This is a genomic window from Roseovarius aestuarii, from assembly GCF_019966515.1.
Taxonomy (GTDB): Bacteria; Pseudomonadota; Alphaproteobacteria; order Rhodobacterales; family Rhodobacteraceae; genus Roseovarius; species Roseovarius aestuarii.
In genome coordinates, this window is sequence record NZ_JAIMIB010000004.1 from 195,677 (window position 1) to 211,878 (window position 16,202).

Annotated in this window: 15 protein-coding genes; 10 read left to right on the forward strand and 5 right to left on the reverse strand. The window is 56.8% G+C overall.

Features of this window, described 5'->3' with window-relative positions:
• The first annotated feature begins 63 nt into the window (after positions 1-63).
• The 4 genes from LC334_RS07920 to LC334_RS07935 all read left to right on the forward strand — a co-directional run bounded on the left by LC334_RS07920 (position 64) and on the right by LC334_RS07935 (position 5,062).
• Entirely contained in the window at positions 64-927 is an 864-nt protein-coding gene (locus LC334_RS07920) for a MurR/RpiR family transcriptional regulator (RefSeq protein WP_223412914.1), read from the forward strand.
• Between the two features lie 33 nt (positions 928-960).
• Positions 961-1,929, forward strand: a complete 969-nt coding sequence (locus LC334_RS07925; protein ID WP_085800052.1) for a TAXI family TRAP transporter solute-binding subunit — start codon at positions 961-963, stop codon at positions 1,927-1,929.
• A gap of 95 nt (positions 1,930-2,024) precedes the next feature.
• Complete coding sequence (locus LC334_RS07930) at positions 2,025-4,631, forward strand: TRAP transporter permease (protein ID WP_085799876.1); 2,607 nt, start codon at positions 2,025-2,027, stop codon at positions 4,629-4,631.
• A complete protein-coding gene (locus tag LC334_RS07935) occupies positions 4,628-5,062 on the forward strand; it encodes a universal stress protein (RefSeq protein ID WP_085799875.1) in 435 nt (144 codons plus the stop codon). The genes LC334_RS07930 and LC334_RS07935 overlap by 4 nt, the downstream gene beginning before the upstream one ends.
• A 114-nt stretch (positions 5,063-5,176) precedes the next feature.
• Here LC334_RS07935 and LC334_RS07940 read toward each other — a convergent pair whose 3' ends face one another.
• Positions 5,177-5,815 carry a sensor histidine kinase gene (locus tag LC334_RS07940; protein ID WP_223412915.1) on the reverse strand — a complete coding sequence of 213 codons (639 nt, stop codon included), beginning with the start codon at positions 5,813-5,815 and terminating at the stop codon, positions 5,177-5,179.
• 338 nt (positions 5,816-6,153) lie between these two features.
• Between LC334_RS07940 and LC334_RS23190 the strand changes: the two genes are divergently transcribed.
• From LC334_RS23190 to aroC, 3 genes are all read left to right on the forward strand, one after another.
• Positions 6,154-8,106, forward strand: coding sequence for a sensor histidine kinase (locus LC334_RS23190; RefSeq protein WP_085799873.1), 1,953 nt, complete (start codon positions 6,154-6,156; stop codon positions 8,104-8,106).
• A 22-nt stretch (positions 8,107-8,128) separates the two neighbouring features.
• A complete protein-coding gene (locus tag LC334_RS07950) occupies positions 8,129-8,590 on the forward strand; it encodes a response regulator (RefSeq protein WP_085800051.1) in 462 nt (153 codons plus the stop codon).
• A gap of 168 nt (positions 8,591-8,758) precedes the next feature.
• On the forward strand, positions 8,759-9,865 hold the full coding sequence (aroC, locus tag LC334_RS07955) for a chorismate synthase (protein ID WP_085799872.1): 1,107 nt from the start codon (positions 8,759-8,761) through the stop codon (positions 9,863-9,865).
• A gap of 210 nt (positions 9,866-10,075) precedes the next feature.
• On the opposite strand, the gene LC334_RS07960 is transcribed toward aroC, so the two are convergent.
• The 3 genes from LC334_RS07960 to LC334_RS07970 all read right to left on the reverse strand — a co-directional run bounded on the left by LC334_RS07960 (position 10,076) and on the right by LC334_RS07970 (position 12,924).
• Positions 10,076-10,951: a DMT family transporter gene (locus tag LC334_RS07960; protein WP_085799871.1), complete on the reverse strand. Its 876-nt coding sequence runs from the start codon at positions 10,949-10,951 to the stop codon at positions 10,076-10,078.
• A 69-nt stretch (positions 10,952-11,020) separates the two neighbouring features.
• The gene (locus LC334_RS07965) at positions 11,021-11,308 is read right to left on the reverse strand and encodes an HU family DNA-binding protein (RefSeq protein WP_085799870.1); all 288 of its coding nucleotides are present in this window, start codon (positions 11,306-11,308) and stop codon (positions 11,021-11,023) included.
• A gap of 131 nt (positions 11,309-11,439) precedes the next feature.
• Positions 11,440-12,924 (reverse strand): AMP nucleosidase, encoded by a 1,485-nt coding sequence (locus LC334_RS07970; RefSeq protein WP_085800050.1) that lies wholly within the window; start codon positions 12,922-12,924, stop codon positions 11,440-11,442.
• Between the two features lie 101 nt (positions 12,925-13,025).
• Between LC334_RS07970 and LC334_RS07975 the strand changes: the two genes are divergently transcribed.
• Positions 13,026-13,445, forward strand: a complete 420-nt coding sequence (locus LC334_RS07975) for a VOC family protein (RefSeq protein ID WP_085799869.1) — start codon at positions 13,026-13,028, stop codon at positions 13,443-13,445.
• Here LC334_RS07975 and LC334_RS07980 read toward each other — a convergent pair.
• Entirely contained in the window at positions 13,415-14,311 is an 897-nt protein-coding gene (locus tag LC334_RS07980; RefSeq protein WP_085799868.1) for a LysR family transcriptional regulator, read from the reverse strand. The two genes, LC334_RS07975 and LC334_RS07980, sit on opposite strands and share 31 nt — an antisense overlap.
• A 111-nt stretch (positions 14,312-14,422) precedes the next feature.
• Here LC334_RS07980 and LC334_RS07985 point away from each other — a divergent pair, with 111 nt between their 5' ends.
• Both LC334_RS07985 and LC334_RS07990 read left to right on the forward strand, forming a co-directional pair.
• Positions 14,423-15,178 carry a class II aldolase and adducin N-terminal domain-containing protein gene (locus tag LC334_RS07985; RefSeq protein ID WP_085799867.1) on the forward strand — a complete coding sequence of 252 codons (756 nt, stop codon included), beginning with the start codon at positions 14,423-14,425 and terminating at the stop codon, positions 15,176-15,178.
• A gap of 33 nt (positions 15,179-15,211) precedes the next feature.
• Positions 15,212-16,198: a sterol desaturase family protein gene (locus tag LC334_RS07990; protein WP_085799866.1), complete on the forward strand. Its 987-nt coding sequence runs from the start codon at positions 15,212-15,214 to the stop codon at positions 16,196-16,198.
• Positions 16,199-16,202: the final 4 nt, after the last annotated feature.

Consider the following 16,202-nt stretch of genomic DNA (forward strand, 5'->3'; position numbering starts at 1 on the left):
TTGACAATACATGAAACGTTTGAAACATTCACAAAACATTACGGCAGGGGGGAGACTGCGGGTTTGGACGGATCGTTCGAACAGAGACTGGCCCAGAAATACGATGGGCTGAGCAGGCGTTTGCGGGAGGCTGGCAATTATGTCGCCGAGAATCCCGTCGATACTGCGACGCGCAGCCTGAGATCGGTTGCCAGCGAAGCCGGACTTGCGCCAGCCACCTTTTCCCGCCTTGCCCGTACCTTGGACTACGACAGTTTTGAGCAGCTGCGTGAAGTGATGCGCCGCAAGATCGACCGTCGCGTCAACAGCTTCGCTGACAGGGCTGATCGTCTGCGACATGATCACGAAACCGGCGCGCTCGATTTCTTTCAGGCCCATCAAAGAGCATGCTTGACCAACCTCGAAGCGCTGTCGGGTGGCATTGACGCGGATCAGCTTGATGCAACTGTCGACCGGTTGCACCGTTCCCGCAAAGTGCTAGTGTTGGGGGCTCTGGGGTCGACCGGGATTGCCGAGTACATGTCGTATATGGCCAATTTTCTGACAGATAACTGGCACATGGCCGGGCGGATGGGCGCTTCGCTGGGCAGCGGTCTGACCGGGCTGGATGAGAATGACACATTGATCATCGTGACCAAACCGCCATTTGCGCGAAAGGTTTTGCTTGCTGCGGAAGTCGCAAAAAACAACGGCGCCTATGTGGTCGTGATCACCGACAATCACAGCTGTCCTGCGCTTCGCCATGCCGATTCGGGCTTTCTGGTCAAAACCGAAAGCCCGCATTTCTATTCGTCCTACGTTGCCACGATATTTCTGGTGGAAACCATCATCGGCATGCTTGCAAGCCGGGTTGGGCCAGAAGCCACAACGCGCATCGCTGAGGTCGAAAACCGAAACCGTCGATTGGAGGAGGTCCGCGACGGCTAACTAAAAACAAGCATCAAAAAAAGGGAGTAAATGATGTTTTCCAAGTTCAAATTTAGCGTAGCAGGTGTCGCCATGGCGGCTGTGATGGCTCCGGCAGCCTTTGCCGAAGAGTTCATTACGATTGGCACAGGTGGCGTGACCGGCGTTTATTATCCGACGGGCGGTGCGATCTGCCGTCTGGTCAACAAGGGCCGCAAGGAGCACGGCATCCGCTGCTCGGTCGAATCAACCGGCGGGTCTGTTTACAACATCAAGACTATTCGTCAGGGCGAGCTGGAATTTGGCGTCGCCCAGTCCGATTGGCAGTATCACGCCTATAACGGCACCTCGAAATTCGAGGATGACGGCGCCTTTGAAGGTCTGCGCGCTGTGTTCTCGGTACACCCCGAGCCGTTTACGGTCGTGGCGCGTGCCGATGCCGGTATCTCGAGTTTTGAGGACCTGAAGGGCAAACGCGTCAATATCGGCAACCCGGGTTCCGGTCAGCGCGGCACAATGGATGTCGTACTGGAGGCGATGGGATGGAGCGTCGGCGATTTCGCCCTTGCGTCCGAGCTGAAAGCAGCCGAGCAATCGGCGGCACTGTGCGACAACCAGATCGACGCGATGATCTATACCGTTGGTCACCCGTCGGGATCGATTCAGGAAGCATCAACCGCTTGCGATTCGGTGTTGGTCAACGTGACCGGCGACGCGATCAACAAGCTGATCGACGACAATTCCTTCTATCGCACAGCCACCATTCCGGGCGGCATGTATCGCGGCAGCGACAATGAAACGAACACCTTCGGTGTGGGTGCCACGTTCGTAACCTCTGACGCGGTCAGCGAAGAGGCGGTCTATGCAGTCGTATCGTCGGTCTTCGACAATTTCGAAGACTTCAAGAAACTGCACCCCGCCTTCGCCAACCTGAAGCCGGAAGAGATGGCCACGGCCGGTCTGTCGGCGCCGCTGCATCCGGGTGCGGCCAAGTATTACAAAGAAAAAGGCTGGATCGAATAATCCGGCACTGTTTCGGAGGGGCGGTTCGCCGCCCCTTCTTTCTGACTAAGACAAAATAAATAAACCGTAAAACACGGTATCAGGGAGAGTGAATTATGGCCGAGAACACGTCGGGCAAAGGCCCTCTAAGCGAAGAGGAACTGCAGGAACTGGTATCGTCCAGCGATGCCGGGTCGCGTAACCCTGCGGGTGCGATCGGGACGCTGCTGGCGACTGTCGCGCTGGTATGGTCGCTCTATCAGGTGCTGTTGGCGTCACCTATCGCCAATTATGTGCTTCCAGGCGATATCATCAACAACTCGCGCCAGATCCACCTTGCGTTTGCCATTTTCCTAGCCTTTATGGCCTACCCCGCGCTGAAGTCATCGCCCCGGCATTACGTGCCGATCCAGGATTGGGTCATGGGCCTGTTGGGGGCGGGTATCGCGCTTTACGGATTTTTCTTCTACGAAAAGATCGTCGATAATGGTGGCCTGGCCGATGACACCGATAAATGGGTGGCGCTGATCGGCCTGATCCTTCTGTTCGAAGGTGCACGCCGCGCACTCGGGCCTGCGATGGCGATCATTGCTACGATTTTCTTGTGCTATGTCTTCTTCGGATCCTCGTCTTGGGTACCCGATGTTATCCGCTGGAAAGGCGCCAGCCTGCAAAAAGCGATGAGCCATATGTGGATCACCTCCGAAGGGGTGTTTGGCATCGCGCTTGGGGTTTCAACCAAATTCGTGTTCCTCTTTGTGCTCTTCGGCGCGCTGCTCGAAAAAGCCGGAGCGGGTAACTATTTTATCAAAATGGCGTTCGGAGCGCTTGGGCACCTTCGTGGCGGTCCTGCCAAAGCCGCCGTTGTCGGCTCTGCGGCGACCGGCCTGATCTCGGGGTCGTCCATTGCCAACGTGGTCACCACTGGTACCTTCACCATTCCGCTGATGAAACGCGTGGGCTTTTCATCGGAAAAAGCGGGCGCGGTCGAGGTGGCAAGCTCGGTCAACGGTCAGATCATGCCGCCGGTGATGGGGGCCGCGGCCTTCCTGATGGTAGAATATGTCGGCATTTCCTACGTCGAGGTCATCACACACGCCTTCCTTCCTGCCGCGATTTCCTACATCGCGCTGGTCTATATCGTCCATCTTGAGGCGGTAAAAAACAACATGCCTACCCTGGGTGACCGCGTTGTTTCGATGGGCCGCACCATTGGAGGCATGGCGGTCTTCTTCGTGGGCTTTGCCGCGCTGTGTTACGGCGTGCAATATCCCGTTGGCTGGATCACATCGGCGCTGCCGTCATCAGGGTTGATCCTGTCGATCCTCATCTTCGTGGTCTATGCGCTGCTGCTCTGGTTGGCAGCGCAGGTGCCTGACCTGCTGCCGGATGATCCCAATGCCGAAGAGGTAAAGCTGCCGGTCGTGGGCGAGATCTACAAATCTGGTCTCTACTACCTGCTGCCAATCATCGTGTTGGTTTACTTCCTGATGATCGAGCAGAAATCCCCCGGTCTCTCGGCGTTCTGGGCCTCCGCGCTGCTATTCGTGATCTTGCTGACCCAACGGCCGTTGAAAGCCATTTTCCGCGGTGAAAGTGACATGGCAAACGCGTTCGGTGAAGGTTTGATGGATCTTGTACAGGGCTTGATCGACGGCGCGCGTAACATGATCGGTATCGGCCTTGCGACTGCGACAGCCGGGGTTATCGTCGGCACGGTCACGCTGACCGGCGTCGGCCAGGTGATGGCTGATCTGGTTGAGTTCCTGTCAGGCGGTAATCTGATCCTGATGCTGGTCATGGTGGGTCTTCTCAGCCTGATCCTGGGCATGGGCCTGCCGACAACCGCGAATTACATCGTTGTCAGCTCACTGATGGCGGGCGTTGTGGTGGAGCTCGGCGCGCAATCAGGGTTGATCGTGCCGCTGATCGCTGTGCATCTTTTCGTATTCTATTTCGGGATCATGGCGGACGTGACCCCACCCGTGGGTCTGGCGAGTTTTGCCGCCGCGGCTGTGTCCGGTGGCGATGCGATCAAAACCGGCTTTGTGGCCTTCTTCTATAGCCTTCGTACCGTTGCGCTGCCTTTCGTCTTCATCTTTAATACCGACTTATTGTTGATAGATGTTACCTGGACGCAGGGCATATTGGTCGCGATATCTGCTACGATTGCCATTCTGGTCTTCACGGCGGGGACAATGGGCTACTTCCTGACCAAAAGCCGCATCTATGAAAGCGTGTTGCTGGTCGTCGTGGCGTTCGCGCTGTTCCGGCCGGATTATATCATGGACAGGCTGCAACCACCGTACGAGTTTGTCGAACCCGCGGGACTTGAGCAGGCGCTTGGCGATGCCGCTGTTGGTGATGAGCTTCGCGTGATCGTTACCGGCCCTGACTTCGATACAGGAAACTCCAAGGACACGTCGTTGGTGATGTCGCCCGAAGCCGAAGGCACTGGCGCTGAACGTCTTGAGGCGCTTGGGATCATGCTGCTCGAAGAAGATGGCGTGGTGAAAATGGAAGAACCGATATTCGGTTCTCCCTATGCCGACACGATGCAGGGCTATGATTTCTACGGCGATCAGCCGGTGACAATCAGCACGGTCAAGGTTCCGGCAAATCAAATGCCAAAGGAACTCGTCTTTATCCCGGCGCTCGTACTGTTGGGGCTGATCGCCTTCCTGCAGCGCGGTCGCATGAACAAGCAAGGAGAACCGGCATGACTTCGCGCCCTGTACTTTGCGCCGTCGACATCAGCAACAAGGATAAGGACAAGGAGGTCCTGGCCCTGGCGCATCGCATGGCTGCGCTGGATGACGCGCAGTTGGATGTCATCACGGTCGTACCCGATTTCGGCATGAGTGTTGTCGGTGGGTTTTTCGAACCCCATCATCACGAAAAGGCTGTGGCCGAGGCGCAGCGATTGCTGAGCGAAGCGGTTGAAAGCGTGATCGGCCCCGATGCGAACGCAAATGTACGCCATATCGTAGCAACCGGTACGGCGTATGAGGAAATCCTGAAAGCTGCGAATCTGGCGAATTCCGGATTGATCGTGATCGGCGCTCAAAAGCCTGATTTCAAGGATTATCTGCTGGGTCCCAATGCGTCGCGTGTGGTCCGCCATTCGGATTGTTCGGTGCTTGTTGTTCGCTGAAATGAAAAACAGACGGGGCGCCGGATAATACGGGCGCCCCTCTTATGATTTCGTTCATGCAGGTCGAGGCGATCACATCAGACCGTCGGACCTAAAGAGTGCTGGCGTATTTCGCTATATTGGAAATCTTAGCTCAATTGAGGTGCCGCGTTGGGCCGGGTCTGATAGCCAGGCAACCTGCCCGCCATAGATTTCGACAATTTTTCGAACACAGGCCAGCCCCATACCGCTGCCCTCAACCTCATCACGCGGTTTCAGTGTGGTCATCACTTCGAAAACGCGTTCCCGATATTTTTCAGGAATGCCCGGGCCATCATCGGAAACGACGATCACGCAATCACCTGATTTTTTAAGTGTCGTAATTTCCAGTTTACCCTCACGCAGATCGTGATGCTTGACGGCATTGGAAACAAGCGCCGAAAAGAGGGTCAGCACGTCCCGGTCGCCCATACGGATTTCCTCACATTTCAGGTTCAGATCAATTTCAAAACCGGCCGGAATCGTTAGTTGGTCAAGCACGATCGCGATGGATTCCGAGATATCGACCATCTTCACCACCTGCATCCGCCCGGCACGCGAATAGACCAGAAGATCAATCAGCATCCGGTCAAGGCGCCTTGTATGAGTGTTCATCAGGGCTAGATTTTCCTGCAGCGGTTCGTTGATGCGATACCCGGCTTCGATCAGGTCGTCCTGAATCCATTGCGGTACTTCCAGCAGTGCGCGGACAGAGTTTCGTATGTCGTGGCTCAACAGATATATGAAGTCCTCAAACTCTTTCGAGCCAGCGTGATTTTGCCCTGGTGCGGATGTTTTTCCAGCGTGACCCTCAACCTGTTGAATTCCCATCTTTACCCTCACTTCGTGTTAGCAATTTCGGTCTATTGGAGAATTGATAATTGTTAGTTAACCGACGAAACGTATCTTAGGTTCTCGGATCGGTGCAGCAGAGACGGATGTGGAAACGTCTTTGCAGCAAGAGTGATGTCGACAAAATTCATGTCGGAACTGCGCGAAAAAGATGCGTTTAACTTCGTTAACTGGCAATTAACGGATCCCCCTTAATTTAATGAATTCCTGAAGCGACGAGCGTGGGGTGGAACATTTTGGCATGGGGCGACTTTCAGTTGGTATCGGGTGTCGTTGCCAGGCTCCGGCTTGTATTTCTGTCGGTATCGCTGCTGCTGATCACGGTAATGTTCATGGGCTACCTGCAGCTTGGCAAGCTGAATAAGACAACAGATGACCTTATGGATGCGTCCGTTCCGCTGTTCATCGCGGCACAGAATGTGGAACGCAACCTGACCGGGTTGGCGCTGTCACTGCAGGCCATCGACAATGTGTGCAGCCTGACCGAGATGTCCACGCTTGACGATACGCTCAGGGGTCACCTGCGCATGCTTACGCGTGATATCGACCATCTGACGCAGCGCCAATCGGCGCCAGATATAGCCATAAACATGGCTGAGTCACTGGACGCAATCGACACAAATCTTAATCATATTCTCGAGTTGAGGCGCGATCTGTTCGGGTTCGAACGTTCGATCAGCAGGTCTTCACTTCGCTTGCGGGAGAATCAGAATGCAATTCGTTCTTTGCTAGCGAAACCGCCTAATATGCATTCATCCCGGTCCGGTGTGGGAGTATCGGCCAATGTTGCAAATCCGGAGCAATTCACCGGGGGGTATGCAAGCAATCTGCCACAGGGAAATGTCATCACGGAACTCATGCTCAGGACAGATGCGCTTGTCGGCGCGGTTACAGATCTGGGCCGCAACCCGACGTTGGACGCAACGGACCGGATTGAGCGTGAATTACGCAGCAGGACCCAGATGATCTCGGGCCTGATCGGGCAAATTCAACCGGGATCGCAGCGCACGATACTGACTGACAAACTCGGTGTCATCGACAGGCTTATTTTTGGTGATACGGGTATTTTGCGCGATGCTCTCCGCATCAAGGCTCTGCGTAGCGAGCTTGATCAGAAGATGTCACAACAAAGCATTCTGATCGCGGCAATCTCAAACGATTTGGGTGCGCTGACAACTGTCGCCCGTGCGCAGGTCGGCGACGGTATAAAGCTGTCGGGTACAAATGCAAATCAGGTGATCATCTTGCTGATGATGGCAAGCCTCGGCTCGTTATTGGCGGCTGGCGTCGCCAACATCCTGATCGTCAAAAGATATATCAACAAACGCATGTCGCGCCTCACCACAGCGGTCTCAGCCATTGCGGCAAACGAATCGCATTGCGATGTGGATATGGAGGCAGATGACAAAGGTGGCGAGATGGCCCTTGCGCTGGCTACGTTCAGACACACAGCCGAGGAACTTCGGCGATCCAACGTCGAGCTTGAAAATTTCGCCTATGTCGCCGCCCATGATCTTCGCTCACCGCTTCGGGCGATCCAGGATCTGGCGGAATGGACCATGAAGGATGCCGAAAACCAGTTTTCTGATGACGGGCGCGCAAACATGATTTTGTTGCAAAGCCGTGTCGATCGTCTCAACCGGCTTCTATCCGACCTGCTGGCATACTCCCGCGTTGGCAAGGAAAGCCAAGACCTTGCCGTGATTTCCTTGTCGCAGATGGTCGGTGACATCCAAGAGATGCTTGATTCAAAGGAAAAATTCCAGCTTTCCTACGATGGCACACGCGTCGAGGTCACGACTTATGCCACGCCGCTCCGTCAGATTCTTCTGAACCTGATCAGCAACAGTATCAAGCATCATGACAAGGCACGTGGCACCATCAGGGTCAGCGCCGAGGTTTGTAAGGGGCGGCTGCGCGTCAGGGTCGAGGATGACGGCCCTGGCATCGACCTGCAATACCATGACCGCGTTTTTGGGCTGTTCCAGACGCTCCGGCCCCGGGACGAGGTAGAGGGCAGCGGCCTGGGCTTGGCAATCATTCGCAAGCTGGTGGGGCACTATGGCGGCACCATCAGGCTCTCATCCGATCCGAAAGCGACGCGGGGCTCGAGGTTCGAGTTCGATTTACCAGCTATTCCGAGTGCCGCCGAGAGTCATGACATGGCCGCCTGAATCGCCAACAAAAGGACAGAACATGACAGCTATCGAACTAAACTCGGTCGTCAACGTGCCGACCCAGCCAGTCAGGTTCCTGATTATCGACGATGATCACGTCAGCGTATTGGCGATCAAGCGCGCATTGAAAAAACTGAAGATCATCAATCCGGTGCAGGTTGCGCGCGACGGTCGTGAGGCACTGGAAATGTTACGGGGTGAATTCGGTGACGGGCACCGTTTGCCGCCTTACCTGGTAACCCTTGATCTGAACATGCCGCGCATGAATGGGTTCGAATTTCTGGAAGAGGTTCGTAACGACCCAGCCCTTCACCGGCTTGTCATCTTTGTCTTGTCCACCTCGGACGCGCCGGCAGACGTGGCTAACGCCTATGACAACAATATCGCCGGATATATCGTAAAGGACAATCTGGGCGACAGCTTCGTCAAGGCACTAGACATGATCGACTGCTTTACCCGGGTGGTTGAATTCCCTCATTGACCTGACCGAACCCTCCGCATGTAAAATCTCGGTGGTTTCCGGGTTTTTGTGACCGACGCGAAATTGTGATCCTGCGCGTCCGGCCAGCGACTCGGCTCCGGTTCCCGATGCCTTTGGGGTTGAGCCAGCGGCGATGCCCGGCTAGACCGGCGCGGAAGGAGCCAGCAGATGAGCCTCAACACATTCGGACATCTCTTTCGTGTCACCACCTGGGGCGAAAGCCACGGGCCCGCTCTGGGCGCAACCGTCGATGGCTGCCCACCCGGTATCGCCATTGACGAGGCCATGCTGCAACACTGGCTCGACAAGCGCCGTCCCGGTCAGAACAAGAACATGACCCAGCGCAACGAACCCGACGCCGTGCAGATCCTGTCGGGGGTGTTTGAGGGGCAGACCACGGGCACGCCGATTCAGCTGATGATCGAAAACACCGATCAGCGATCGAAGGATTATGGTGACATCGCCCAGACCTTCCGACCCGGCCATGCCGATATCACCTATCACCAGAAATATGGGCTACGTGATTATCGGGGCGGCGGGCGCAGCTCGGCCCGCGAAACCGCTGCGCGCGTGGCGGCGGGCGGTATTGCCCGCGCAGCGCTCGACGCGCTTGTGCCCGGCATCCGGATCAAGGGCTACATGACGCGTATGGGCGAGATGGAGATTGATCGCGCTCGGTTCGACTGGGACGCAATCGACGGTAATGATTTCTGGATTCCCGATGCTGATGCGGCGCTTGAATGGGAGGCCTATCTGCAAAAACTGCGCAAAGATCACAACTCTGTCGGAGCGATTATCGAGGTTGTTGCACAAGGTGCACCGGCTGGCCTTGGGGCGCCGGTCTATGGCAAACTTGATACCGATCTTGCTGCGGCGATGATGTCGATCAACGCCGTCAAAGGGGTCGAGATCGGTGAGGGTATGTCAGCGGCAATGCTGCTCGGGACGCAGAACGCCGATGAAATCTTCATGGGCAATGATGGCGAGCCTGTCTATTCTTCCAACCATGCGGGCGGCATCCTTGGCGGTATCTCGACCGGGCAGGACATTGTCATACGCTTTGCCGTCAAGCCCACCTCGTCCATTCTCAGCCCGCGCAAATCCATCCGCATGGATGGCACCCCGACCGAAGTGGTCACCAAGGGCCGCCATGATCCCTGCGTCGGCATCCGTGCTGTCCCCGTGGGCGAGGCGATGATGGCCTGTGTCCTGCTCGACCACCTGCTATTGCACCGCGGACAGGTCGGCGATGGCCCACGCGGCAAGATCGGCTGAGCCACAACGGATCAGGATTTCAGGCACTCAATGCCCGGCCAAGAAGAGAAAATTCTAGACCGGGCAGTCTTTAGCATCGGTGCTTTCTTAACGCGGAATGTCGGCCCAGGTTCTGGTTTGCTTCAGCCCGCCCCGGTCAATCAGTTCAGGCACGAATAGGCCAGAAGCGATGCCCCGCATTCATCATTAATTCGAATTCATTCCCATAGATCAGCCAGGCTTTGATTTCTGCTTGGACAGCTGCACTGCCAGAATGCCCGCGGCAATCACCGCCACGCCCAGAATTTCGCGCACTCCCAGGTTTTCGCCCAGTATGATCGCCGCAATCGCGACACCCAGAAACGGGTTGAGGAAATGGAATGTCGCCGCCTTTACGGCGCCGATGCGATTGACCAGCCAAAACCACACCAACGTGGCCGCGAGGCCGGGGATCAGCGTCGTATAAACGAAAGCCGCGATCAATTGCCAGCTCCAGTCGACGGCGATCGTCTCGGTCGCCACCGCAGCAACGCTTAGTACGGCGCTGCCGACCAGCATCTGCAACCCGACAATCATCAGGAAATTACCACCCGAAGTGGCGCCCCTGACCATCAGAGTGGCAAAGGTCAGCGCGATCACCCCAATGACACACAAACCCAGGCCCAGCATGTCGATGCCGCCCTGTAATCGCGCGCTCATGATGATGAAAACACCTATGACGCCCGCAATAAGACCCGCGAACCCCAAGGCACCCACGCGCTCACCGAAAAATGCCCAGCCGGCCAGCGCCACCAGTAACGGCATCGTCGATGCAATGATCGCCGCAAGCGAGGCCTCGATTGTCTGCATGGCGACAAAGTTGAGGCCAAGGTAAAGCGCGTTCTGGCAGATGCCAAAGACAATCGTGGCCCGCCACTGCGCCCGCGTCAGCCGCCAGCGTTGCCCCAGCAGCCACGCAATCAGAACGCCCAGCAGACCCGAGATCAGAAACCGCAGCGACAGTGCCGTCAGAGGTGGTGCGGCGGCAACAATGATCCGGGCCGAGGTGAAGGCGCTCGACCACATGAAGGCAAATGCCAGCCCCGCCAGTATCGCCCGAATGTCCATGTGATCTGCTCCGAAATGAAAAGGGCCGCCTCGGGGCGACCCTTTCCGAAACTCTGATGAGATTCAAGTTTAGCCGTTCACGCTGTCCTTGAGCGCCTTGGCGATGGTCATCTTCACCACCTTGTCGGCTTCTTTCTTGATCTGCTCGCCGGTGGCAGGGTTACGCACCATGCGCTCGGGGCGTTCGCGGCAATAGATCTTGCCGACACCCGGAAGGGTTACAGCACCGCCGCCCGACACTTCGCGCGTGATGATTGATATCACAGCATCCAGTGCGCCGCTTGCGGATTTCTTGTCACTGCCCATCTCTTCGGCCAGAGCAGATACAAGCTGGGTTTTGGTCATGGGTTTTGCCATTTTATGGTCTCCTTCAACTGCCCGGCTATTGGGCCTCATGCGCATAGACTAACGCTATCTTGTGTATGAACACAACGAATAGTGGAAGAAAACAAGTGTTTTTAGTGCATTTTGTGCAGATTTACGCTCGGTTAGAGGAAGGCAGTCTCGTCAAACGACCGTAATTTGCGGCTATGCAACCGTTCGAGCGGCATTTCAGCCAGGGATTCCATCGCGCGAATCCCGATCATAAGGTGACGCGAGACCTGCGTTTTGTAAAAGTCACTGGCCATGCCGGGAAGCTTCAATTCGCCATGCAGCGGCTTGTCGCTGATGCAAAGCAGCGTGCCATAGGGGACCCGAAACCGGAACCCGTTGGCGGCGATCGTGGCACTCTCCATGTCCAGCGCAATGGCCCGCGACTGGCTGAGCCGCTGCACCGGGCCGGACTGATCGCGCAGTTCCCAGTTCCGATTGTCAAAGCTGGCCACCGTCCCGGTGCGCATGACCCGCTTGAGGTCATACCCTTCCAGCTTCGTTTCCGCGGCAACGGCCTGTTCCAGTGCGATCTGGATTTCCGCCAGCGCCGGGATCGGCACCCAGGCGGGAATATCCGCGTCAAGAACACCGTCCTCGCGCAAATAGGCATGGGCCAGAACGAAATCGCCGAGGCTCTGGGAATTTCTCAATCCCGCGCAATGGCCGACCATGATCCAGGCATGTGGCCGCAAGACCGCAACATGATCCGTTGCGGTTTTCGCGTTTGATGGTCCCACGCCGATATTGACAAGGGTAATGCCTTTTCCGTCCGCACGTTTCAGATGGTAAGATGGCATTTGCGGCAATTGCGCAGGTACCGGCAGATCGCCATCCGCCGTAGTTATCTCGGCATTGCCGGTGCTCACGAACGAGGTGTAGCCACTTTCGGGATCGGACAGCATCCGGCGCGCGTAATTCTCGAACTCTGAGACATAGAACTGATAGTTCGTGAACAGGACATGGTTCTGAAAATGACCAGGGTCGGTGGCGGTATAATGGGTCAGCCTGGCGAGCGAGTAATCAACCCGTTGCGCCGAGAATGGTGCCAACGGCCCGGCGTCGCCGTGCTCCACCGTGTAGGTGCCATTCACGATGTCATCATTTGTGGTGCTCAAATCCGGCACGTCAAACTTGTCGCGCAGCGTGAAATCCGCGGCACCTTCCTGCGGGACGGTAATGTCGGGATCGTTGGCCACGGCAAAATGCACCGGCATCGGCGTAGCGGACACAGCAATGCGCACTGGCACGTCGTGGTTTTCCAGCAAAAGCCCGATTTGTTGCTCAAGGTAGTTCCGGAACAGTTTTGGCCGCGTGATTGTCGCCACATGGGTACCCGGCTCGGACACATGCCCGAAGCTCAGCCTGCTATCGACCTGGCAGAACGATGTCGTCGTGATCCGGATCTCGGGGTAATAGGCGCGTATTCGGCGGGCGGGCACATCACCATGCAGGGCCTTGCTGAATTCCTGACACAGAAATTCCGACGCAATCGCGTAAAGCTCGATCAGTCGGTCAACGGCTGCCGTCGCATCGGTAAATTCCTGCGGTGCGGGTGACTTGGGAGTGGTCAGGTTGCTGCTTTGGCTGTGCACGTTCATCTCTTTTTCCCAAGGTTCCGCCATTCTGCAAACCTGCCTGTCAACCACACGTTGACACGGCTGCGACCGGGGATCAAGTTGCTGCAAGCGATGGGGGCAACATGGATTATGATACGATCAGCGCCGAGGCATTCGGTGCATCCCTGACCGGTATCGGGTTAAATCTGCTGGTACGTGATGTTCTGGCCGAGGTCGCCTTTTTGACTGAGGTCTTTGAGATGACCGCCTACCAGCCCACGGCGGATTTCGCGATCATACGCTATCATGATCAGGTGATGCAGTTACATAGTGACGGCACCTACCACTCCAACCCGTTGCTTGGCCTGCTGCCCGAGGCCGGGGCACGCGGCGCCGGGGCTGAAATCAGGCTTTACCAGACTGATCCGGATGAGGCTGCCAAACGAGCCGAAAAATTCGGCGCGCATATCCTCCAACCGCCCACCGACAAACCCCACGGTCTGCGCGAGACCTATATCCTGTGCGAGAATGGTTATGCCTGGGTCGCGTCACGCCCGCTCTGATCCTGCGCCATTTCCTCGAGTAGCCAGTTTTCGAAGACTTTTGCGCCGGGAATGTCAGCGATGTGCGGGGCCGTGACCAGGTAATAGGCCTCGCTCATCTTGGCGCGGTGATCGAACAGACGCTGCAAGCGTCCCGACTGGATCAGATGGCCCGCTATCGTGTCATGCGCCATGCAAAGCCCCGCGCCCGCGACCGCGGCTGAAAGGGCGATTGCGTAGGTGGTTGCGTAAGTCACGTTCAGATCGGACCAGCCCAGGCCTTGCTCTTCGCCCCATGCTGCCCAGGTTGCCATCAGGTTGGCACAATCAAAAAGGGTCTCTCCGGGTACATCGTCCAGCGTGCCCGACCAGCCCGGCGCCGCCACCGGGTAGGAGTAATCCTGGACCAGTTTCCGTGCAGCGACCCCCTCGGACGGGTGTACCGAATACCGGATTTCCACATCCGCACCGGGGGCGATTCCTTCTGCCTGCTCCCACAGCTCGGCGATGATGTTCAGCCGCACGTCCGGGTGCCGCGCGTAAAACCGACCCAGCCGGGGGGCCAACCAGAAGGTACCGAAGCTCATATTGGTATGGACCTGAACCACGACATCACTGCCGCCGGTGACAGCCAGCGTACCGCGCGAAAGCGTGCGAAAAGCGTCGCGCACGATCGGCAGATAGGAGGAGCCGGTTTTGGTCAGCTCCAATGCCCGTGGTCGGCGATGAAACAGCGCCCGACCCATATAGCCTTCCAGTGACTTGATCTGCTGGCTGACCGCGCTTTGGGTCATGTTCAACTCACCCGCCGCAGCGGTAAAAGAAAGGTGCCGCGCCGAAGCCTCGAAAGCACGTAACCAGTTCAGCGGAGGCAGGGATTTGCGCATCGCATAATCTATCCATTAGCTAGACTTGTAGAATGCCCATATTTTTTTCGTTGGTAAAGAGCAGAGGTAGACGCCACCATTAAAGGCACGAGATCGAAGGAGCATCGCATCATGTCCGTCACCGAACTTCGCCCGAATATCGACCATTGGCCCGAACGCGTTGATCTGGCCGCCGCGTTCCGCTGGACCGAGCGACTGAACATGCACGAGGCCGTTGCCAACCATTTTTCACTGGCGGTGAATGACGACGGCACACAGTTCCTCATGAACCCCAATCAGGTACATTTCAGTCGGATCAAGGCGTCGGACCTGCTGCTTCTAGATGCCAATGACCCCGAAACATTGGAAAGTCCGAACGCGCCGGACCCAACCGCATGGGGCCTGCATGGTGCGCTGCACCGGATGTGCCCGCATGCGCGCTGCGCGCTGCATGTGCATTCAATCTATGCCACGGTTCTGGCCTCTTTGGCCGATAGCACCCTGCCGCCGATCGACCAGAACACAGCGACGTTCTACAATCGCGTCGCGGTGGATGATCACTTCGGCGGGCTGGCGTTTGAGGAAGAGGCGGAACGGTGCTGTTCGAACCTCAGCGATCCGTCAAAAACCGTGCTGGTTATGGGCAATCACGGTATCATGGTGATCGGTCAGACCGTCGCCGAAACCTTCAACAGGATGTACTACTTCGAGCGTGCCTGCGAGACCTATATCAAAGCGCTCTGGACCGCGCAGCCGCTCCGCTTGTTATCCGACGAGATGGCCGAAAAGACCGCGAAAGAGCTGGAAGACTACCCTGGACAGGCGGTGCAGCATCTAGCTGAGCTGAAAGCGATTTTGGACGAAGAAGGCTCGACCTACGCGTCTTAGGCCATGCTGACACGATAAATGTGGAGAGACCCAATGTCTGACACCTCAGGCAATCAATCCCGCGAGTGGAATTATCACCCCGATCTGCCCCTGCAGGATCCGTCGATCTTCAAATGGCCGCCCAGCCCCAGCTTCCTTGCCCGTTGGTTTGCGCGTAACTGGCTGACGCTGAGCGAGCGGGTGATGATGGTGATCGTCGCCACAATCGCGTGGCTGACGCTTTATCCGTCGCTGGAAACGGCACAAAGCTTTGCCTTTGGCTGGATATTCCAGACATGGGCCGTGAATATGGGCCTGATGATCATCGTCGCGGGCGGATTGCACTGGTATTTCTACATGCGCAAGGGCCAGGGGCAGACACTGAAATTCGACCGGCGGGATCAGGCCAAGGGCAACCGTTTGTGGAGTTTCTCGAACCAGGTCCATGACAACATGTTCTGGTCGCTGGGCTCGGGCGTGGCGCAGCTGACCGCGTTTCAGGTGGTGGCCATGTGGCTGATGGCAAACGACTATGTGCCGACCCTCACTTTCGCCTCAAACCCAATCTGGTTCCTGCTGGCATTGCTGCTGCTACCAATTTGGTCAGCGTTTCACTTCTATTGGGCGCACCGGCTGCTGCACGTGCCGTTCATCTACAAGAAGGTACATTCCCTGCATCACCGCAATGTCAATATCGGGCCGTGGTCTGGGCTGTCGATGCATCCGATCGAGCATTTCATCTACCTGACCTCGCTCTGCATTCACTGGATCGTCGCCTCGCACCCTGTGCATCTGATTTTCCATGTGATTTATCAGGGCCCCGGGGCTGCAATGACCCATACCGGCTATGAGGATCTGCTGATCAAGGACAAGCGCAGCCTGGCGTTGGGGACGTTTTATCACCAATTGCATCACCGCTATTACGAGTGCAACTACGGCAATCAGGAAATGCCCTGGGATCGCTGGTTCGGCACTTTTCACGACGGTAGCGATGAGGCGACAACCACCACGCGCGCGCGCAAAAAGAAGATGCACGCCTGAGCGG

Excerpts from the sequence above, each read along its gene's own strand:
- LC334_RS07925 (WP_085800052.1), top strand. The coding sequence starts at position 961 with ATGTTTTCCAAGTTCAAATTTAGCGTAGCAGGTGTCGCCATGGCGGCT.
- LC334_RS07930 (WP_085799876.1), top strand. The coding sequence starts at position 2,025 with ATGGCCGAGAACACGTCGGGCAAAGGCCCTCTAAGCGAAGAGGAACTG.
- LC334_RS07935 (WP_085799875.1), top strand. The coding sequence starts at position 4,628 with ATGACTTCGCGCCCTGTACTTTGCGCCGTCGACATCAGCAACAAGGAT.
- LC334_RS07950 (WP_085800051.1), top strand. The coding sequence starts at position 8,129 with ATGACAGCTATCGAACTAAACTCGGTCGTCAACGTGCCGACCCAGCCA.
- aroC (WP_085799872.1), top strand. The coding sequence starts at position 8,759 with ATGAGCCTCAACACATTCGGACATCTCTTTCGTGTCACCACCTGGGGC.
- LC334_RS07960 (WP_085799871.1), bottom strand. The coding sequence starts at position 10,951 with ATGGACATTCGGGCGATACTGGCGGGGCTGGCATTTGCCTTCATGTGG.
- LC334_RS07965 (WP_085799870.1), bottom strand. The coding sequence starts at position 11,308 with ATGGCAAAACCCATGACCAAAACCCAGCTTGTATCTGCTCTGGCCGAA.
- LC334_RS07970 (WP_085800050.1), bottom strand. The coding sequence starts at position 12,924 with ATGAACGTGCACAGCCAAAGCAGCAACCTGACCACTCCCAAGTCACCC.
- LC334_RS07975 (WP_085799869.1), top strand. The coding sequence starts at position 13,026 with ATGGATTATGATACGATCAGCGCCGAGGCATTCGGTGCATCCCTGACC.
- LC334_RS07980 (WP_085799868.1), bottom strand. The coding sequence starts at position 14,311 with ATGCGCAAATCCCTGCCTCCGCTGAACTGGTTACGTGCTTTCGAGGCT.
- LC334_RS07985 (WP_085799867.1), top strand. The coding sequence starts at position 14,423 with ATGTCCGTCACCGAACTTCGCCCGAATATCGACCATTGGCCCGAACGC.
- LC334_RS07990 (WP_085799866.1), top strand. The coding sequence starts at position 15,212 with ATGTCTGACACCTCAGGCAATCAATCCCGCGAGTGGAATTATCACCCC.